The 17,526-nt window shown below is 40.1% G+C and carries 14 protein-coding genes and 1 pseudogene; 9 read left to right on the forward strand and 6 right to left on the reverse strand.

Annotated elements, in window-relative coordinates; all coding sequences use genetic code 11:
• Positions 1–14: 14 nt before the first annotated feature.
• Genes gatA through fliR form a run of 4 tightly spaced genes read left to right on the forward strand, consistent with a single transcriptional unit; the run spans position 15 to position 3,900 of the window.
• Positions 15–1,355: an Asp-tRNA(Asn)/Glu-tRNA(Gln) amidotransferase subunit GatA gene (gatA, locus tag LS67_RS00195; RefSeq protein ID WP_034327476.1), complete on the forward strand. Its 1,341-nt coding sequence runs from the start codon at positions 15–17 to the stop codon at positions 1,353–1,355.
• Between the two features lie 10 nt (positions 1,356–1,365).
• Entirely contained in the window at positions 1,366–2,811 is a 1,446-nt protein-coding gene (gene guaB, locus LS67_RS00200; protein ID WP_034327474.1) for an IMP dehydrogenase, read from the forward strand.
• Between the two features lie 9 nt (positions 2,812–2,820).
• The gene (gene xseB / locus LS67_RS00205) at positions 2,821–3,120 is read left to right on the forward strand and encodes an exodeoxyribonuclease VII small subunit (protein ID WP_081951483.1); all 300 of its coding nucleotides are present in this window, start codon (positions 2,821–2,823) and stop codon (positions 3,118–3,120) included.
• Positions 3,121–3,123: 3 nt separating this feature from the next.
• Entirely contained in the window at positions 3,124–3,900 is a 777-nt protein-coding gene (gene fliR, locus LS67_RS00210; RefSeq protein ID WP_034343364.1) for a flagellar biosynthetic protein FliR, read from the forward strand.
• An 87-nt stretch (positions 3,901–3,987) separates the two neighbouring features.
• Here the strand turns inward: fliR and prfB are convergent, their stop codons facing one another.
• The gene (gene prfB / locus LS67_RS00215) at positions 3,988–5,097 is read right to left on the reverse strand and encodes a peptide chain release factor 2 (protein ID WP_034327144.1); all 1,110 of its coding nucleotides are present in this window, start codon (positions 5,095–5,097) and stop codon (positions 3,988–3,990) included.
• A gap of 115 nt (positions 5,098–5,212) precedes the next feature.
• Positions 5,213–5,668, reverse strand: a complete 456-nt coding sequence (gene fur, locus LS67_RS00220) for a ferric iron uptake transcriptional regulator (protein WP_034327154.1) — start codon at positions 5,666–5,668, stop codon at positions 5,213–5,215.
• 822 nt (positions 5,669–6,490) lie between these two features.
• Here fur and LS67_RS10225 point away from each other — a divergent pair.
• The 5 genes and pseudogenes from LS67_RS10225 to carA form a co-directional block, all read left to right on the forward strand.
• Positions 6,491–6,778 (forward strand): annotated as a pseudogene (locus tag LS67_RS10225) (methyl-accepting chemotaxis protein); the annotation flags it as partial.
• Between the two features lie 141 nt (positions 6,779–6,919).
• Positions 6,920–7,330 (forward strand): CZB domain-containing protein, encoded by a 411-nt coding sequence (locus tag LS67_RS10230; RefSeq protein ID WP_236096318.1) that lies wholly within the window; start codon positions 6,920–6,922, stop codon positions 7,328–7,330.
• A gap of 24 nt (positions 7,331–7,354) precedes the next feature.
• Positions 7,355–9,358: a transglycosylase domain-containing protein gene (locus tag LS67_RS00230; protein ID WP_034327143.1), complete on the forward strand. Its 2,004-nt coding sequence runs from the start codon at positions 7,355–7,357 to the stop codon at positions 9,356–9,358.
• Positions 9,359–9,415: 57 nt separating this feature from the next.
• Positions 9,416–9,961, forward strand: a complete 546-nt coding sequence (locus tag LS67_RS00235; protein WP_034327142.1) for a DUF507 family protein — start codon at positions 9,416–9,418, stop codon at positions 9,959–9,961.
• Positions 9,958–11,100: a glutamine-hydrolyzing carbamoyl-phosphate synthase small subunit gene (carA, locus tag LS67_RS00240; RefSeq protein WP_034327141.1), complete on the forward strand. Its 1,143-nt coding sequence runs from the start codon at positions 9,958–9,960 to the stop codon at positions 11,098–11,100. Before LS67_RS00235 ends, carA begins: the two co-directional genes overlap by 4 nt.
• A gap of 426 nt (positions 11,101–11,526) precedes the next feature.
• Here the strand turns inward: carA and LS67_RS00245 are convergent, their stop codons facing one another.
• The 4 genes from LS67_RS00245 to LS67_RS00260 form a co-directional block, all read right to left on the reverse strand.
• Positions 11,527–13,233, reverse strand: coding sequence for an ABC transporter ATP-binding protein (locus tag LS67_RS00245; RefSeq protein ID WP_138109503.1), 1,707 nt, complete (start codon positions 13,231–13,233; stop codon positions 11,527–11,529).
• Positions 13,217–13,429 (reverse strand): copper ion binding protein, encoded by a 213-nt coding sequence (locus LS67_RS00250; RefSeq protein ID WP_034327140.1) that lies wholly within the window; start codon positions 13,427–13,429, stop codon positions 13,217–13,219. The genes LS67_RS00245 and LS67_RS00250 overlap by 17 nt, the downstream gene beginning before the upstream one ends.
• 22 nt (positions 13,430–13,451) lie before the next feature.
• Positions 13,452–15,701, reverse strand: a complete 2,250-nt coding sequence (locus LS67_RS00255; protein WP_034327139.1) for a heavy metal translocating P-type ATPase — start codon at positions 15,699–15,701, stop codon at positions 13,452–13,454.
• Between the two features lie 234 nt (positions 15,702–15,935).
• Positions 15,936–17,492: a phospholipase D family protein gene (locus tag LS67_RS00260; RefSeq protein WP_034327138.1), complete on the reverse strand. Its 1,557-nt coding sequence runs from the start codon at positions 17,490–17,492 to the stop codon at positions 15,936–15,938.
• Positions 17,493–17,526: the final 34 nt, after the last annotated feature.

Below are 17,526 nucleotides of genomic sequence, written 5' to 3' on the forward strand. Positions count from 1 at the left end.
TTTAAGGAGATAAAATGATAACACTCAAAAATGCGCTTACTAAAAGCGAGGGCGAACTCAAAGAAATCAAACAAGACCTTATCAAAAAAATAAAGGATAATATCGAGCTAAATGCCTATATCGGTAATGTGCAAGAGAGCGGAAGTGGTGTGCCAATCCTTATCAAAGATAATATCAATGTCAAGGGCTGGGAAATTACTTGCGCAAGTAGGATTCTAAAGGGCTATATCTCTCCTTATGATGCGCAAGTAATTACAAAGATTCATCAAAATAAGATGTGTGCCTTTGGACGCGCAAATATGGACGAATTTGCAATGGGTAGCACAAGCGAATCAAGCTGTTATGGTAGAGTGAAAAATCCCTTTGATACTTCGCGTGTGCCCGGTGGGAGCAGCGGAGGTAGTGCGGCGGCGGTGGCTGCTGGAATAGCTATTGCCTCGCTAGGGAGTGATACAGGTGGCTCAATACGGCAACCTGCAGGATTTTGTGGCTGTGTGGGACTAAAACCTAGCTATGGTAGGGTAAGTCGCTATGGTTTGGTGGCATATAGCTCAAGCCTTGACCAAATAGGACCGATTACGCAAAATGTCGAGGACGCCGCACTTTTGATAGACGCGATAAGCGGATATGATGAACGAGATTCTACAAGTGTGAAACTCCCTACCCTTAGCACTTTTATGAATCTTGATAGTAACAAACGATACAAAATCGCTGTGCTAAAAGACTTTTTAAAAGACGCAACACAAGAGGTGCAAGAAGCCTATGAGAAAACAATTAAGATTTTAGAATCTATGGGGCATACAATCATTGAAAAATCTATGCTTGATACGCGCTATCACATCTCTACTTATTACATCATCTGCACTGCGGAGGCAAGCTCAAATCTTGCGCGTTTTGATGGTGTGCGCTATGGCACAAGGGCGCAAAGTGAAAATCTCAAGGATATGTATTACAACACGCGCAGTGCGTATTTTGGTGAGGAAGTCAAAAGGCGTATTTTACTTGGAAGCTTTGTTTTGAGTAGTGGATATTATGATGCCTACTATCTCAAGGCGCAACAAGTGCGGAAAAAAATCTGCGCGGAGTATGAGGAGATTTTCAATGAATGCGATGTGATTTTGCTCCCTATTGCGCCCTCTGTTGCTCCTAAATTTGGCGCGACCCATTCCCCACTTGAAATGTATTTAAGTGATATTTATACCATTGGTGTGAATCTTGCCGGACTCCCTGCTATATGTATGCCCGTGGATAAAGATAGCAATGGCTTAAGTATTGGTATGCAGCTTATAGGAGCGAAATTTGCCGAACAGACAATCCTTAATGCCGCCTATGGATTAGAAAAAGAACTCGCATAAGGAGAAAAAAATGAAAATCATACAAAAAGCTCTCACTTTTGAAGATGTCCTGCTTATCCCTGCGTATTCTCAAATCCTCCCCCAAGAGGTCAATACACAAACGATGCTAAGCAAAAATATCGCGCTTAATATCCCCCTTATAAGCGCGGCAATGGATACGGTTACAGAATATCGCACAGCTATTGCTATGGCGCGATTAGGAGGGATTGGGATTATTCATAAAAATATGGATATTGCCACGCAGGTAGAGCAAATTAAACGCGTGAAAAAAAGTGAAAGCGGTGTGATTGTTGATCCTATTTATATCCGTGCGGATAGCACTTTAGCTGATGCGAAAGCAATTACTGATAATTATAAGATTTCAGGTGTGCCGGTAGTTGATGAGTATGGCAAACTCATTGGAATCCTCACAAACCGAGATGTGCGCTTTGAACACAACCTCAATAAGCTCGTGGGTGAGCTAATGACAAAAGATTCACTTGTTACTGCTAAGGTTGGCACAACACTAGAAGAAGCAAAAGAAATTATGCATCAAAATAGAATCGAAAAACTCCCCATTGTCGATGAAAACTACACGCTAAAGGGACTTATCACTATTAAAGATATACAAAAACGTATAGAATATCCTAACTCCTGCAAGGATAACTTCGGGCGATTGAAAGTGGGGGCAGCTATTGGCGTGAAGCAGTTTGAGAGAGCAGAGGCACTAACAGAAGCTGGGGCTGATGTGCTCGTGCTTGATTGTGCGCACGGACATTCTGTCAATGCCATTAAAACTTTAGAAAAGATTAAATCCAAACTCGCCATTGACATCATCGTAGGCAATGTCGTAACAGCACAAGCCACACAGGATTTGATTAATGCAGGGGCTGATGCGATAAAAGTCGGTATAGGTCCGGGCAGTATCTGCACCACGCGCATTGTCGCGGGAGTGGGTATGCCTCAAATCTCTGCTATTGATTCGTGCGCACAAGTGGCAAAAAAGCATAATGTGCCAATCATTGCTGATGGAGGTATAAAATATTCGGGTGATATTGCTAAAGCACTTGCAGTTGGGGCTTCAAGCGTAATGATAGGCTCACTTCTAGCAGGGACTGAAGAATCACCGGGTGATTTGATTATCTATCAAGGCAGACAATACAAGAGCTATCGCGGTATGGGGAGTCTTGGCGCGATGACAAGGGGCAGTGCGGATAGATATTTCCAAGAAGGCACAGCACAGGATAAGCTCGTGCCAGAGGGTGTAGAAGGGCGTGTGCCATATCGTGGTAAAGTGGGCGATGTCGTTCATCAACTCATCGGTGGGCTCAAATCATCAATGGGCTATTTGGGTAGCAAGGATATGGGTGAATTGTGGGAAAAGGCGCAGTTTGTGGAGATTACCTCTGCGGGACTTAGAGAATCTCACGTGCATGATGTGGATATTACAAAAGAAGCACCAAACTACCACGGCTAAGGATTGTAAATGTCAAGCAAAAAGCAAAGTAAAGCAAAACCTACACTTTTAAGTGCAGAGCCTAACTCTCAAGCAGATTTACAATATACAGATGATATAAGCACAGATTCAGAATCTACACAAAATAAAGAGCCCGAGGACATTGAGGAGTTACTCGAAAAAGCAAGGCTTATTCTCACTAAGCTCAATTCGCAAGAAATTACACTTAAAGAATCTCTCGCTCTATATGAAAAAGGTATGCAAAGTCTAAAAAGTGCGCAAGAAGTTTTAGAGCAAGCAAAATTACGCTATCAAGAGTTTAAAGACTAGCGAATGGAGCTTGTCGCTTACATTACTCAACCATATAATGTCGCGGTTTTTTTGCTTTTACTTGCGCGTTTTGGCGGAGTGTTTGCGTTTTTTCCCTTTTTTGATAATCAACTCATTAGCATTAATGTCCGTGCGGCAATGGTGTTTTTTATGAGCGTGGCGTTTTTTCCTTTAGCAAGTGCGAGTTTGCCAGATATGACTATGGTTGAGTTTCTTATTGCGGCTCTGTTTGAGGTAATGCTAGGCTTCATCGCCTCTATTTGTTTGCAAATCGTATTTGCTATGCTTAGTTTTGGTGGGGAGCTTATTAGCTTCACTATGGGGCTTACAATGGCAAGTGCTTATGATCCTGTGAGTGGGACACAGAAGCCTATTATTGCGCAACTCATTGCAATTTTGGGCTTGTTGATTGCTTTGAGTCTTGATTTTCATCATACGATTTTTCTTATTATATCGCATAGCCTTAATGCCACGCCACTTGGAAGCTTTGTCTTTGAACCAAAAAGCGTGGCGTATTTTGTAAAGGCTTTTGGCAATGTCTTTGCGGTGGGATTCTCTATGGCTTTTCCTGTTTTAGCCATTATTTTATTTTCTGATGTTATTTTTGGTATGATTATGAAAACTCATCCGCAGTTCAATCTCCTAGCTATCGGCTTTCCTGTGAAAATCGCTATTGCATTTGTCGTGCTAATTCTTACGATTTCTACGATTATTTATACCTTTAAAAACGAGTTAAGAGAGGCATTTATAGCTGTAGGTAAATTATTTTTCGGGCAGTAGGATTAAAATTTGACAAACCTTACCTTGTAAATCCACCAAGCAACCAAACAAGATTCTAAAAATGCAATTTTTAGAATCTAAACCACCCTACTCGCCTTTATCTTTAATATTTGTATGCACCAAAACAGATTCTATAAGCGCGTCTATATCCCCATCTAGCACGCCATTTGTATCGCTCGTGGCAAAGTTGGAGCGCAAATCTTTAACCTGCTGATAGGGAGCGAGGACATAGCTTCTAATTTGATGTCCCCAGCCAATCTCACTTTTCTCGCTATTATTGCTCCCCTCACTCATTTTTTGCCTCTCTAACTCATAGAGCTTAGATTTAAGCATTTTCATTGCGGTGGCTTTATTTTTGTGCTGACTTCTATCATTTTGGCATTGCACGACTATGCCTGTGGGGAAGTGCGTGATTCTAATCGCAGATTCTGTTTTATTGACGTGCTGTCCGCCCGCACCACTCGCGCGGTAGGTATCAATGCGTATATCCTTATCCTCAATTTCAATCTGTATATCATCATCAAGCTCTGGGCTTACCTGCACACTCACAAAGCTTGTGTGTCGCTTGGCATTAGCATCAAAGGGTGAAATTCTCACGAGCCTATGCACACCATTTTCGCATTTTGCATAGCCATAGGCATTTTCACCCTTGATGATAAACGCTACACCCTTAATTCCCGCTTCCTCACCATCTTGCAAGTCTAGCAACTCTACTTTAAATCCCCTGCGCTCACTCCAACGTAAATACATACGATACAACATACTCGCCCAATCCTGCGACTCTGTCCCACCCGCTCCGGGTTGAATCGTGATAATGGCATTCGCGCTATCACTCTCGTCACTAAGCATAACATCAATTTCACTCTTTTGGATATGCTCCTGCAGGGAGGGAGCAGATTCAAAAAGGAGCTCCAAAGTGCTAGAATCCACCTCGCTTGTGGCTATTTCATAGAGTTCTTGTGCATCATCAAGCTCTTGTTTCACTGCATTAAAACTACCCAAGATTCTTTCAATCTTGCGCTTTTGCTTCGCCACCTCTGTGGCTTTTTGCGCATCATTCCAAAATGCCTCATCACTTTGAATGGCTTCAATCCTCTCAAGCTCTTTTTGCAAATCCGCAGGATTCAGAATCTTTGCGATATTCTCGCATTTTATATGCAAACTCTTGAGTAATTCGCCATATTCATAAGAATCCATATCTTTCCTTTGTGATTTTAGTGTATATGAGCCTAAGACACGAATTTAAAAGCCTTAGTGTTGTTTCTAACGAGATGATGCGAAATGAAGCAAAGATTCTTAAAACTCTAGAATCTTATAATCCCTGACATTTAGAGCATTTCACAAAAAGGCGCATATCGTGACTGACAAGATGCGCGCCAAACTGCTTTGCTATCTCTACCTGCAATCGCTCAATATCACTATCGACAAACTCCACAATATCGCCACAAGTGAGGCAAATGATATGGTCGTGATGTTCTTTTGCTGCGATTTCATAACGTCTGCCACTCTTATCGGCTTCAAGCGCGGTAATGAAATGCTCTTTCTCAAGGAAACTCAGGATTCTATACACCGATGAGATGCTCGCATTTTTATCCTTTGTTTTGATGACATTTGTAATCTCCTCTGGGCTTAAGTGTGTGCCACTCTTATAAAGTACAGAAATAATCTCCTCACGCTGTTTGGAGTTTTTAAGTCCATTTTTCTTTATGGAAGTGCGCAAACGTTCAAGTATAGAATCCAAAGTTTCTATGCGGTGATTAGCATTCATATTCATTTGTGTCTCCTTACAAAATGATAGCTACGATTCTTATTTTGTAAGGAATTATAGCAATAATGTATGCAAAAATGCAAATAATAAATCTTATCATAATAAAGATGTGCAAAATCTTATGTAAAATATACCGTAAATATAGAATTTATATATGTGGAAGTTAGGGCATATTTTTTGATACGATTACATATCCTTATGGATTTGCATTGAATATTTAGCCACATTTGAATTTTTTGTTTCAAAAAAATGGTATAATGTTTGCTGTGGCTTTAATTTGTAGTCAAAAAAAGGAGTCTAAAGATGTTTGGTTCTAGCAAGGCAACGCAACAACAAATAATGGAAAGAGATGCGCAAATAGCGTCTCTTACAAAAGAGCTTGAAGCTTATAAAATGCTCGTAGGTTTCTCTCAAGCAGAAGCTATCGTGGGGCTTAAGGGTGGTGAGATAGTGTATAAAAATAATATTGCACAAGACTTTAAGGGGCTTGATTGTGTCGTCAAGCAACTCAATGAAGAAGCCAAAACCGTGCATTGCAATCGTGATGAATATAGTGTGGTAAGCTCACGTTTCGAAGATGTTGTGTATTACTCTATTCTGCCACTTAAGATTCTCACCGATACAAGCACGGGCACAAATCTCTTTGAAGTCTATACAAAAAGCCTTAAAGAAGGGATTACAGGCACTCAAGAATCGTTGCAAAATGTTCTTAAAGAATCTGGCGAAGTAGCAGAATATTCTACAAATGCGGCACAATCAGCTGATGATGGCTTAGATATGAGTAAAAAGGCATTAGAAGAAATTGAAGTTTTGTATGAAAAAATGCAAATCGCTTCTGATTTGGTGGATTCACTCACACAAAGAAGCAATGAAATTACAAGCGTAATCTCGCTTATTGATGATATTGCGGAACAAACAAACCTCCTTGCGCTCAATGCAGCTATTGAAGCAGCGAGAGCTGGGGAGCACGGACGAGGCTTTGCCGTGGTCGCTGATGAGGTGCGAAAACTCGCCGAAAAAACACAAAAGGCTACAAAAGAAATAGCAGTTGTTGTAAAATCAATGCAACAAGAGGCAAATGATATTCAAACAAGCACAGAAGAGACAAATGAGGCTACTGGTAATGTGCGTGATGGCGTGGTAAAACTCCACTCTATTGTGAATAACCTCAAAATAGGTAGTCTCATCACCAAAAATAGCACATTCAACCTCAGCAATAGAATCTTCTGTGTGTTGGCAAAGCTTGACCACGTGGTATATAAGAACAATCTTTACTCTTACATATTTGGCTTAAGCAATAGCTTTAACTGCGTAGATCATCGCAACTGCCGCTTAGGTAAGTGGTATTTTGAAGGCGATGGTAAGACTACATTCTCTAATACTCAAGGCTACAAAATTCTTGATGCTTTCCACGCTGGTGTGCATACTGAAGCAATCTCCTTAGCACAAACATTTGCCGACCAATCACAGCCTTGCCCCAAAACGCTTATAGATTCTAAAATCGTTGCAATGGAAAAAAGCTCTGATGGCGTAATGCAGGCGATCTTTGATATGTATATAGAAAAGCACGATGAAATAGCGCACGAGATTAAAAAGCTAGAGACACAACTCCTGCAGAATATATCTGCGCCAATCTCACAAGAGAACCAAGAACAGGCATAATAAAGACGTAGGATATAAAATTTTATGTGGCAGAGGATAAGATATAGTTTTTTTGTGATTTTTGTCATAGTAAGCGCGGGTGCCTGTGGCTACCTCGTCAATCTTTTTTACGAAGTGGAGACAGAGATAAGCAAAATCAAAAATTATCAATTCGCCCTTGCCTCACAGATTGTAGATAGAAAAGACAGGCTCATCGCTAATGTCTTTACCGATGAAAATTTTAGATTCTATGCGACTTTTGATGAAATCCCACCACGCGTTATAGAATCTCTTTTGGCAGTAGAGGATACGCTCTTTTTTGAGCATATCGGTATCAATCCCGATGCTATCTCACGTGCTATGCTTAAAAATATTAAGAATATGCGCTATGTCGAAGGTGGCAGCACACTCACACAACAGCTTATCAAAAATATTGCATTAAGCCCAGAAAAAACCCTCAAACGCAAACTCACAGAGGCAATGCTTGCTATCCATATCGAGCGGCATTTGAGCAAAGAGAAGATTCTGGAGCTTTATCTTAATCGTATTTCGTTTGGGCACGGTTATCACGGCATTAAGACTGCGGCATTTGGGTATTTTCACAAATCCCTAAATGAGCTTACTCTCAAAGAGATTTGTATGCTCGTAGGACTACCTAAAGCCCCTAGCTTCTATGACCCCACAAAAAATAAAAACTTCTCAATGGCAAGAGCAAACGATATTATTGATAGACTTTATGACATTGGATGGATTTCAAAAGAGGAACAGCAAACTGCGCTGAAAGAAACTCCGGATGTATTTAACGAGACATTGACGCAAAATATCGCTCCCTATGTAGTTGATGAAGTTCTGCGTGAGTTATCTCACATCAAGGATCTCAAAACCGGCGGGTACCATATCAAGCTCAACATTGATCTCGACTATCAATTAGCCGCACAGGAAGCCCTCATTTATGGTTATACAGAAATTAACAAACGACTCGTGGAACGTTACCCGAAAACTTTTGATGGCGATTTGAGCAATGATACCTTAAATGGTGCCATAGTTGTTACCGATACACATAATAGCAAGATTCTAGCACTAGTTGGCGGAGTGGATTATGTGAAAAATAAATTTAATCGTGCCACTCAAGCCAAAAGACAACTTGGCAGCTCTATAAAGCCATTTATCTATCAAACCGCATTTGATAGGGGCGATTCTCCGGCGACTTTTGTCCCCGATGTGCCACGTAAATTCAACACAAAAGGCGCGAATGAAGCAGCAGCCGATACCACAGAAGAGCGTGAAGGCAAAGTATGGCGTCCCTCAAACTACACGACAAAATTTAATGGATTTATGACACTTAAAGACGCTCTTCGCACTTCGAGCAATCTTGCCACAATCAATCTCGTGGATCAAAATATTGGCTTTAATAGCCTCTATCAATCCCTTCAGCACGATGGCTTTGAGAATATCCCAGACAATATGTCTATCGTATTGGGTAGCTTTGAGCTCTCTCCCCTCGAAGTCGCAAAGCAGTATTCTATGTTTTCAAACTATGGCACAATTTTAAAGCCAACACTCATACAAGCCACGATTAATAGAAGTGGTGAGAATGTGTATAGCTCCCCTACAGAATCTAGTCATATTACCACCGCTGCGCAGGCGTTTTTGACGATTGATATTTTACGCGATGTGGTCAATCGTGGCACAGGCTCAAGGGCGCGTATAGTTGGTTTAGAGGTGGCTGGCAAAACAGGGACATCAAATCGCAATGTGGATGCGTGGTTTTGTGGATTCACACCCGATATACAAGCAATTGTATGGTATGGACGTGATGATAATACACCCATAGGACCAAATGAATCTGGCGGTATAGTCGCTCCCCCTGCATTTGCCTACTTTTTCTCTAAAGTCCTCACATTTGACCCTGGTATTACGCGTAGATTCAAAGTGCCCGAAGGTGTGAGGCAAAAAACGCTCGACTATGGCGATTTTTATTACACCGACAATTCACCAATTCCTACCAAAACACCCATTGTGAATCTTGACGAAGATATTTTGTTTTAAAGGCATTTTTACTTAAAACACGTTACAATATGCGTCATTTTAAGCAAGGATAAATTTATGAGGTTAAAAATACACCACGCACCATATATCGCAAATAAAATCAGCCTTGATTTAGGCAACTCCCCGCATATAGAGTTACACTCCACCATTGATAATATCGCAAAAATCGCCCTTGAATGTTTGGAAGAAAATATCCAAAGAGAAATGAGTATTAATGAAAAAGTGCGTGAGATTCTCGAGGCTCGTAGTGATGAGATAGAAGATTTTAATATGGACGAGCGAGAGCTTTTTAGAATGTGTAAGCGTCAAATTGCGAATGAGCAGAATTTTTATCTTGCGTGGGAAGAGCGATGTAGCGACCTCTCTCATCAAATTTTAGATAAATTACGTTCTGCCTTGCGGTTTGAAGTATCCGAAACGATTGTGAAAAATATCATTTTTAAAGCCATTAATGAGTATTCAAAAATCTATGACAAGGCAGAAGAAGCCGTGAGTGAAAAACTCAAAAAATACAAACGCAAACTCATCTATGGCACAGAAGAGTATGAAACCCTCTTTTCTAAGCTTTATGAGGAAGAATTACGCAAGAGAGGGATTTTATGAGCGATACTCTCTGTGATGTATATTTATACTTTGCAAATGGCACATATATACAGGCAAAGAGTTTTGGTGCAAGCGGGAGCTTTGTAGGGGAGGCAGTATTTAATACCTCGATGACAGGCTACCAAGAAATCATCACTGACCCAAGCTATGCAGGACAATTTGTCGTATTCAGTATGCCTGAAATAGGTATAGTAGGCACAAATAGCAAAGATTCTGAATCTACTCGCGCCTCTTGCACTGGCGTAATATGCTCCTCTTATAATGACTTCGTCTCAAACTTCCGCTCACAGCAAAAGCTGTCCGCTTTCCTAAAAGAACACAATATTATGGGAATCTGTAATGTCGATACACGCGCCCTTATCAAAATGCTTACCACACAGGGTGCGATGATGATGATTGCCTCCACAGAGATGGCTGATATAGGAAAGCTCAAACACACTTTAGAATCCACACCATCCATAGGCGAAATTGACTTCATCAAAGAAGTCTCTACCAAAACCCCTTACACGCACCCAGATTCTATTTTTGACTTCACGCATTTTTCTTTTGCCACTCCGCCCACGCCTCGTGCTAAGGTGGTGGCAATCGATTTTGGAGCAAAAAGTAATATTCTCAATGAATTGTGCGCAGTAGGCTTAGAAGTAGAGGTAATGCCTCATCATTTTAATGCCGATGAGATTATCTCGCGTTTTGAAAGCGACGAGATTAGCGGTGTATTTTTATCAAATGGACCGGGTGACCCAATGGTACTCCATAATGAAATCGCCCAAATCAAAAAGCTTATATCCGCAAAAATCCCTATTTTTGGCATTTGTTTAGGGCACCAGCTCCTTTCTATCGCACACGGCTACCCCACCTATAAGCTCAAGTTTGGACATCACGGGGGCAATCACCCTATTAAAAACCTTGAAAGTGGCTTAGTGGAAATTACCGCACAAAATCACAACTATTGTGTGCCGGAATCTATCGAGGAAATTGCTACTATCACTCATCGCAATTTATTTGATGGCACGATTGAGGGTGTGAAATATAATAATGAGCCTATTTTCTCTGTTCAACATCACCCGGAAGCAAGTCCGGGACCAAAAGAGGCGCGTATTTTATTTGAACAATTCGCCACACTTTGCACCGCAAAATAGAGCCATAATCACCATAATTGTGATATTATAAGGATTAAATCCTTATAGAATCTCGCACAGATTCTATAAAAATATACGCGCTTTAGAATCTACACAAAATTTCAGCCTAACCATTCAAAAAGAGCTATGAAAATCGCCCATTGTGTGCTAATATCCGCACAAACTTTCATCTTTTATGCTTATTTAGCACATAGACTATCGCACTTTACTCTATTGAGTGAGTGAAATAAAGTGAAGCGCAAGAATAGGCGTGATATTTTAAAACCAAAGTGCTACTTGTTTTTTGATATTTTTTACACTCTTTTATTATTAAACTCTACTCAATTTTGCGAATATATATTTTACTCTTTAAACTACTTTAAAGGCTATCAGGATTCTAGCTTGATTTTACCTCATAGCTCCGCTGATTTTTACCCATATTTTACTCTACCTCTGCTCTCTATTCATCACCTTACCATCTTGCAAATGCAATACCTCATTCGCAAGTTCTATCGTGCTTGGGCGGTGGGCTACGATGATGACAATCTTATCCCTGCTTAAATATCTTATACTTTCTTTTATTGCCTCCTCAGTCTGCGTATCAAGGGCAGAAGTAGCTTCATCAAAGATAAGCACTTCGGGATTCTTATAAATCGCACGAGCAATAGCTATTCTTTGCCTTTGTCCGCCACTTAGATTTGTGCCAAACTCATCTAAAAGCGTATGTATGCCCTGTGGCATTGCCTCTACAAACTCCCACGCATAAGCAAGCTTAAGTGCCTCAATCCCCCTTTCTTCATCTACCCCCCCGCCATAGGCAACATTATTTGCGATACTATCATTAAAAATAAAGATTCTTTGCGTTACCACAGCCATATTGTCGCGCACGCTCTTTTGTATGTAGTCCTTGATATTGCGCCCATTAATGCTAACCTCACCACTATTTGCATCATAAAGCCGCAAAATAAGATTGATAATCGAGCTCTTACCGCTACCACTCTTACCCACAAGCGCGGTAATTTTATTTTTATGAAAACTTACGCTGACACCCTTAAGTGCGTGAGTATCGCTATTATAATGGAAACACACATCTTCTAACTTAATCTCATTAATTGCCGAATCTAGCGGCAATGTGCCATCGTGAATCTGTGGCTTTTGATTGAGTATTTCAAAGATTCTATCACTTGCAACAATAGCAGACTGCATTTGTGCGTAGAGATTGATAAGACGCTTGAGTGGCGTATAGATAAAAAAAAGCGCACCGACAAAAGAGGAGAATTGTGCCGCACTCAATACCCCGCTATTAATATCTGATATCGCCATATAAATGACAACTGCCAACATAATCGCACCCAAAAGCTCCATAAGGGGTGTCGTGAGCTCCCCTACACGCACCGCTTTCATACTGATTTTAAAAAACTGCAAATTCTGTGCGAAAAAGCTTTTATGCTCGAGCTCCTCGCCATTACTTGCCTTAATCACCTCGATATTATTAAAAATTTCATTGAGCTTTGAAGTGATGTCAGCATTTTTTTCTTGTATGCTACGCGAGTATTTTTTGAGTTTTTTAATGATAAGATTGAGAGGAATAAGTGCGAGAGGAATGACAATAAGCCCTATGAAAGCATATTTTGGGCTTTGATAAATAGTAATTGCCACAAGAGCTAGAATGGTAACACTCTCCCTAATAAATTCTGTAATGTAATTTGACACAGCCGAGCGGATAACACCAATATCATTTGTAATACGCGCTATTAGTTCGCCACCGCGCATTTGATTAAAAAAGCTCATCTCAAGGCTTAACATATGCCTTAACATTCTATCGCGGATTTGTCGCACGATGTCCTGCCCAATAAGATTCATAAAATAAGTTTGGATATATGTCCCCACAGATTTGCCAAAATACACACCTACAAGCAAACAAGCCATAACCAAAGCCATATTGCTATTTGCCGCTAATTCCTCAAAGCTAAATAGCGGATTAGCGCGAGGTATCTTGCCAGAGAGTGTATCAAGCAATGGCTCAATAAGATATGTAATCCCAGCACTACACAGCGCAACAACAAGCACGGAAGCGATAGCTATGGCAAAAGAAGCATAATGCCCTCTAATGTATGGAAAAAACTTCCTAAAAAAATCAAGAATTGTTCGCATTAACTTCAAATCCTGCATCAAGGATTGCTTCGATGATAGCCTCCTGTGTCGCAGGGGTGTCAAACTCTACTTTTACTTTTGCTTCCTGCAAATTCACATCTATAAGACTTACCCCCTCTATTTCTCCTACAAACTTCTCTATTTTATCCACGCATTTACCGCAATGCATTCCACCTACCAATAATTCAATCTTCATCTTTGCTCCTTTATATAGATATTTATAGAATCTTAAATTTCTTTAGCCTTGCGGCATTAAACACCACGCTAATGCTTGATAAACTCATCGCCAATGCACAAAACATCGGGTGCAAAAATATATCAAACGCGCCCAAAGCACCCATTGCCAAAGGAATAAATGCGACATTATAGCAAAAAGCAAAGCCAAGATTCTGCTTTATGTTTAAAATAGTCGCCTTTGAAAGCGCGTATGCGTTATAAATACTCATCGCCTTGTGATTATAGATGATAATATCTGCACTCTGTGTAGCAATATCGTGCGGAGATGTGAAAGCCGCCGAAGCAAAGGCACTAGCAAGGGCTGGAGCGTCATTTATACCATCGCCCACCATAAACACCTTATACTTAAGTGCTTTTTCTTGCAAAATACGCATTTTATCAGCTGGTAGCACCTGTGCGTAAAAATCACTTATACCAAGCTTAGCGGCTATTTTTTGTGTGTTATTTGCATTATCTCCGCTTATGAGCGAAGATTCTATATTGCAATCTTTGAACCTAGAAATAGTAGCAATCGCATCTTCTTTGATATAATCTTGCAAGGCAAATCGCGCCAAAAGATTCTCATTTGTGAAGAGATACAACACGATTTTATCATTTGTAGTATCATCGTGGATAGAATCTTGCAAATGTGTAGGTAAAAGTGTGGCATTTCCTAAAAAATATAGAGTATTGTCTATCTCCGCGCTAATGCCTCTCCCTATGATATTTTGCACATTTTTTAAGGGTAAAAGTGTGGCATTTTGACTTAAATGATGTGTCTTAAAAGCCTCCGCAATGATATGGTGGCTACTCGATTCTAAACTTAAGGCAATATTAAAAATATCCTGCTTCGTTTTATTCTCATCAAATATATCTATTTGTTCTATGCTTAAACCTTGCGTAAGTGTGCCTGTCTTATCAAAGGCGATATGCGTAATCTCACCCAGCTTTTGCAAACTCTTTGCATCTTTGAAAAATACACCCATTTTGTTTGAGATGCTTTGAGCGTGTAAAATTGCCATAGGTGTGGCAAGCCCCAATGCACAAGGGCAAGAAATAACGAGCGTGGCGATGAAAATGCTTAAACCAAATTCAAAATCACGCATTCCCCACCAAAATGCCCCAGCACATAGGGCTAGACTTATTACCAGCGGCACAAAAATCGCAGCAATTTTATCAGCAAGTGAAGCGATAGGAGCTTTGCTTTCTTGTGCGTTTTGCACAAGAAATAGAATCTGTGCGAGAGTAGATTGCTTTGCATTTTTTTGTGCGCGGACATACAACACAGAATCCACATTGATGCTACCAGAAAATACTTCATCGCCGCTTTTGGCTAAGGTTGGCAAAGACTCGCCATTAATCGCGCTTGTATCAAGATGTGAGCTACCCTCCAGCACAACACAATCTATCACAACCATATCGCCGGGTAAAATCTTTAATATATCGCCCTCTTGCACATCTTGGGCGAGAATGCTCTCGCTTTGCGCATTAGGCAGACTTTTGTCAATGCCAGATTCAGAATCTAAGCGCAGTCGTAATACATTTTTTTGATTGAGCTTTAAAAGTAAAGAAGCGCTATCAAGTGCCTCTTTTTTGGAATTATTTTCTATACTTTTTCCCACAAGCACAAGCGTGATAATCACACATACGCTATCAAAATATGCGTGAGTATGCAAACCAAAAAGCCCCTGCAAACTATATAGGAATGCGCTTGTTGTGCCAATAGCGATAAGCGAATCCATATTTGGATTTTTCATCAACAATGTTTTGAATCCTCGTATATAAAACACCCTCCCCATATGCATTACTACTAAACTCAAAAAAAGCATAGCAAAATAGCTTATCTCATAAGATAAATGCAGCACACCAAACATCTCGCCCCACGACAAAATAAGTGTAAAAATACTCGCAAAAACACTAATAATAAGCTTTCTTTTGGGTGGCAAAAAGCGATTATCCAAAGATTCTATAAGTGCATTTAATGCACTTAATGGATTTTTTTTAGGTGGATTCCGTGCAGAATCCTGTTCTTTATGCTGTAAATCCAAATATGGCTCATAGCCCATTTTCCTTATGAGCGCAAAAATATCCTCTAGGTTTGCTTGGTTCTCATCATAAGATATACGCGCCTTTTTACTCAACAAATGCACCTCTATGCTCTCGCAAAAGCTCTTACGCCCCAAAGCGCGTTCAATCCCACTAGAACAAGCTTGACAAGTCATATCATCTATAAAAAACAAGGCTTCCTTCATCGCCGCTCCTTGCGAATCTCTGTATCTTATTTTATATTCTGCAATTCTAGCACAAAATAGTAAATATACATATAGGGGGTATATGTATTAGATATGATGAGATTCCAAAATAGTCAATAGTTCCTAGATTCACATCTTTTGATTTGTGCCTAATAGAGACTTCGCACAGGAAAGGATTATAAAAAAATGAAACCTTAAAATCTTTGAAACGAGCAAAAAAGATTCTGTATTATCCTATATTTGACTTTCTGGCAGAATCTTTGAGAGCATTTTAAGCAGTCTTGTCCAAATGCCCGTGTCAGGTGGATAAGTAAAGGTTTGCATACTACCCTCGTGCTCACCTTCCCAATATGTTTTGTGTCCCTTTTCATAAACACGCCACGCACTTTTTAAGTCCTCATTTAAATCATCTCTTAAGGCTCGTGCAAATTGTGGATTATTAAAAACTACCACAGATTCTGTATTGAGATTAAGCGAACGCGGGTCAAGATTAAAGCTACCAATCCAAGTAATCTTATCATCAAATACAATACTTTTGCTGTGCAATGAGGCTTTAGACTTTGATATTTTATCGCGTAGCTTTGACTTACCCTTACCAAAGTATTGATACTCATATACTTTTGCCCCTTTTCTCACAAGTTGATTGCGGTAACGTTCCCACGCGCCATACACAACAAGAGAATCTGTGGAGGCAAGAGAATTTGTAAGAATCTGCACCTCTACTCCGGAGGATATGAGCGTATCAAATATCTTCATACCCTCTTTGCTAGGGACGAGATAGGCAGCAGATATATAAAGATTATCTTGTGTGTGATTTAAAATCTCAACAAGTGCATTGGCAATGGGCTTTGGCATTTGCGAATCTTGCACTTTTTGTGGCTTATCACCTATATAGAACGCATCGCCCCAATAAAGTCGATTGTGTTTGTGTTTAGCGATGAGAGACTGCATGGCCTCCTCGTATTTTTCCCACTCTGGATTAGCTTTAATCTTTTCTATTGAGGCTTTAAATTTTTTTATGGGAGCCTTGAGAGGCAACAGCGAAACGGGTATAGAGCGGTGAAAGTCCCAATATTCATAGAAATTTGCCATAGCATCTAAAGAAGCTTTACCGATAAAAAGCACATCGGTATCTACAAAATTTACATCAAGATTTTGGTCGAAATAATTATCCGCAATATTGCGCCCACCGATGATAAGAGCAATATCATCGACAATAAAAAGCTTATTGTGCATACGATGATTAATGCGATTAAAATCAAATACCATTTCGGGATAGCGCAGAATCTTAGAGCGATTTTTATAGGGATTAAAGATTTTGACTTCGATATTAGGGTGAGAATCAAGCGCAATGATATCAGAAAAATCAGAATCTAGCCCATTATCATCAATCAGTATTTTCACAATAACACCTCTTTGAGCCGCAAGCCAAATCTCGTGCATAAGAATGCGGGACGCCATATCGTTTTTATAGATATAAGTCTGCACAATAATGCTTTTTTCCGCCATACGAGCCAAATGCGCACGATGCAAAAATGCATCGAGTCCATCGGTTACAAGCATACCACCTGTGATATGAGGATTGTCTTTTAACTTTTGTGCATAAGGCAAACCAATTTTAGTTTGCAAAGGGTCAAAAATGGGTGCGGGATTTGAATGCAGGATTTGAGGATTCTTAATATCTTTGGTCGATGCCACAATAGAGGAACAACCAGCAAAAATAAACAAGCATAAAAGTGATAATATTGCAAAATTTGATGATGAAAAAAAAATGGATTGGATAAATTGCATACTTTACCTAGAGAATCTGCCCTCGCAGATTTAC

This window comes from Helicobacter sp. MIT 03-1616 (assembly GCF_000765685.2).
Classification (GTDB): domain Bacteria; phylum Campylobacterota; class Campylobacteria; order Campylobacterales; family Helicobacteraceae; genus Helicobacter_C; species Helicobacter_C typhlonius.

Excerpts from the sequence above, each read along its gene's own strand:
- gatA (WP_034327476.1), top strand. The coding sequence starts at position 15 with ATGATAACACTCAAAAATGCGCTTACTAAAAGCGAGGGCGAACTCAAA.
- guaB (WP_034327474.1), top strand. The coding sequence starts at position 1,366 with ATGAAAATCATACAAAAAGCTCTCACTTTTGAAGATGTCCTGCTTATC.
- xseB (WP_081951483.1), top strand. The coding sequence starts at position 2,821 with ATGTCAAGCAAAAAGCAAAGTAAAGCAAAACCTACACTTTTAAGTGCA.
- fliR (WP_034343364.1), top strand. The coding sequence starts at position 3,124 with ATGGAGCTTGTCGCTTACATTACTCAACCATATAATGTCGCGGTTTTT.
- prfB (WP_034327144.1), bottom strand. The coding sequence starts at position 5,097 with ATGGATTCTTATGAATATGGCGAATTACTCAAGAGTTTGCATATAAAA.
- fur (WP_034327154.1), bottom strand. The coding sequence starts at position 5,668 with ATGAATGCTAATCACCGCATAGAAACTTTGGATTCTATACTTGAACGT.
- LS67_RS00230 (WP_034327143.1), top strand. The coding sequence starts at position 7,355 with ATGTGGCAGAGGATAAGATATAGTTTTTTTGTGATTTTTGTCATAGTA.
- LS67_RS00235 (WP_034327142.1), top strand. The coding sequence starts at position 9,416 with ATGAGGTTAAAAATACACCACGCACCATATATCGCAAATAAAATCAGC.
- carA (WP_034327141.1), top strand. The coding sequence starts at position 9,958 with ATGAGCGATACTCTCTGTGATGTATATTTATACTTTGCAAATGGCACA.
- LS67_RS00245 (WP_138109503.1), bottom strand. The coding sequence starts at position 13,233 with ATGCGAACAATTCTTGATTTTTTTAGGAAGTTTTTTCCATACATTAGA.
- LS67_RS00250 (WP_034327140.1), bottom strand. The coding sequence starts at position 13,429 with ATGAAGATTGAATTATTGGTAGGTGGAATGCATTGCGGTAAATGCGTG.
- LS67_RS00255 (WP_034327139.1), bottom strand. The coding sequence starts at position 15,701 with ATGAAGGAAGCCTTGTTTTTTATAGATGATATGACTTGTCAAGCTTGT.
- LS67_RS00260 (WP_034327138.1), bottom strand. The coding sequence starts at position 17,492 with ATGCAATTTATCCAATCCATTTTTTTTTCATCATCAAATTTTGCAATA.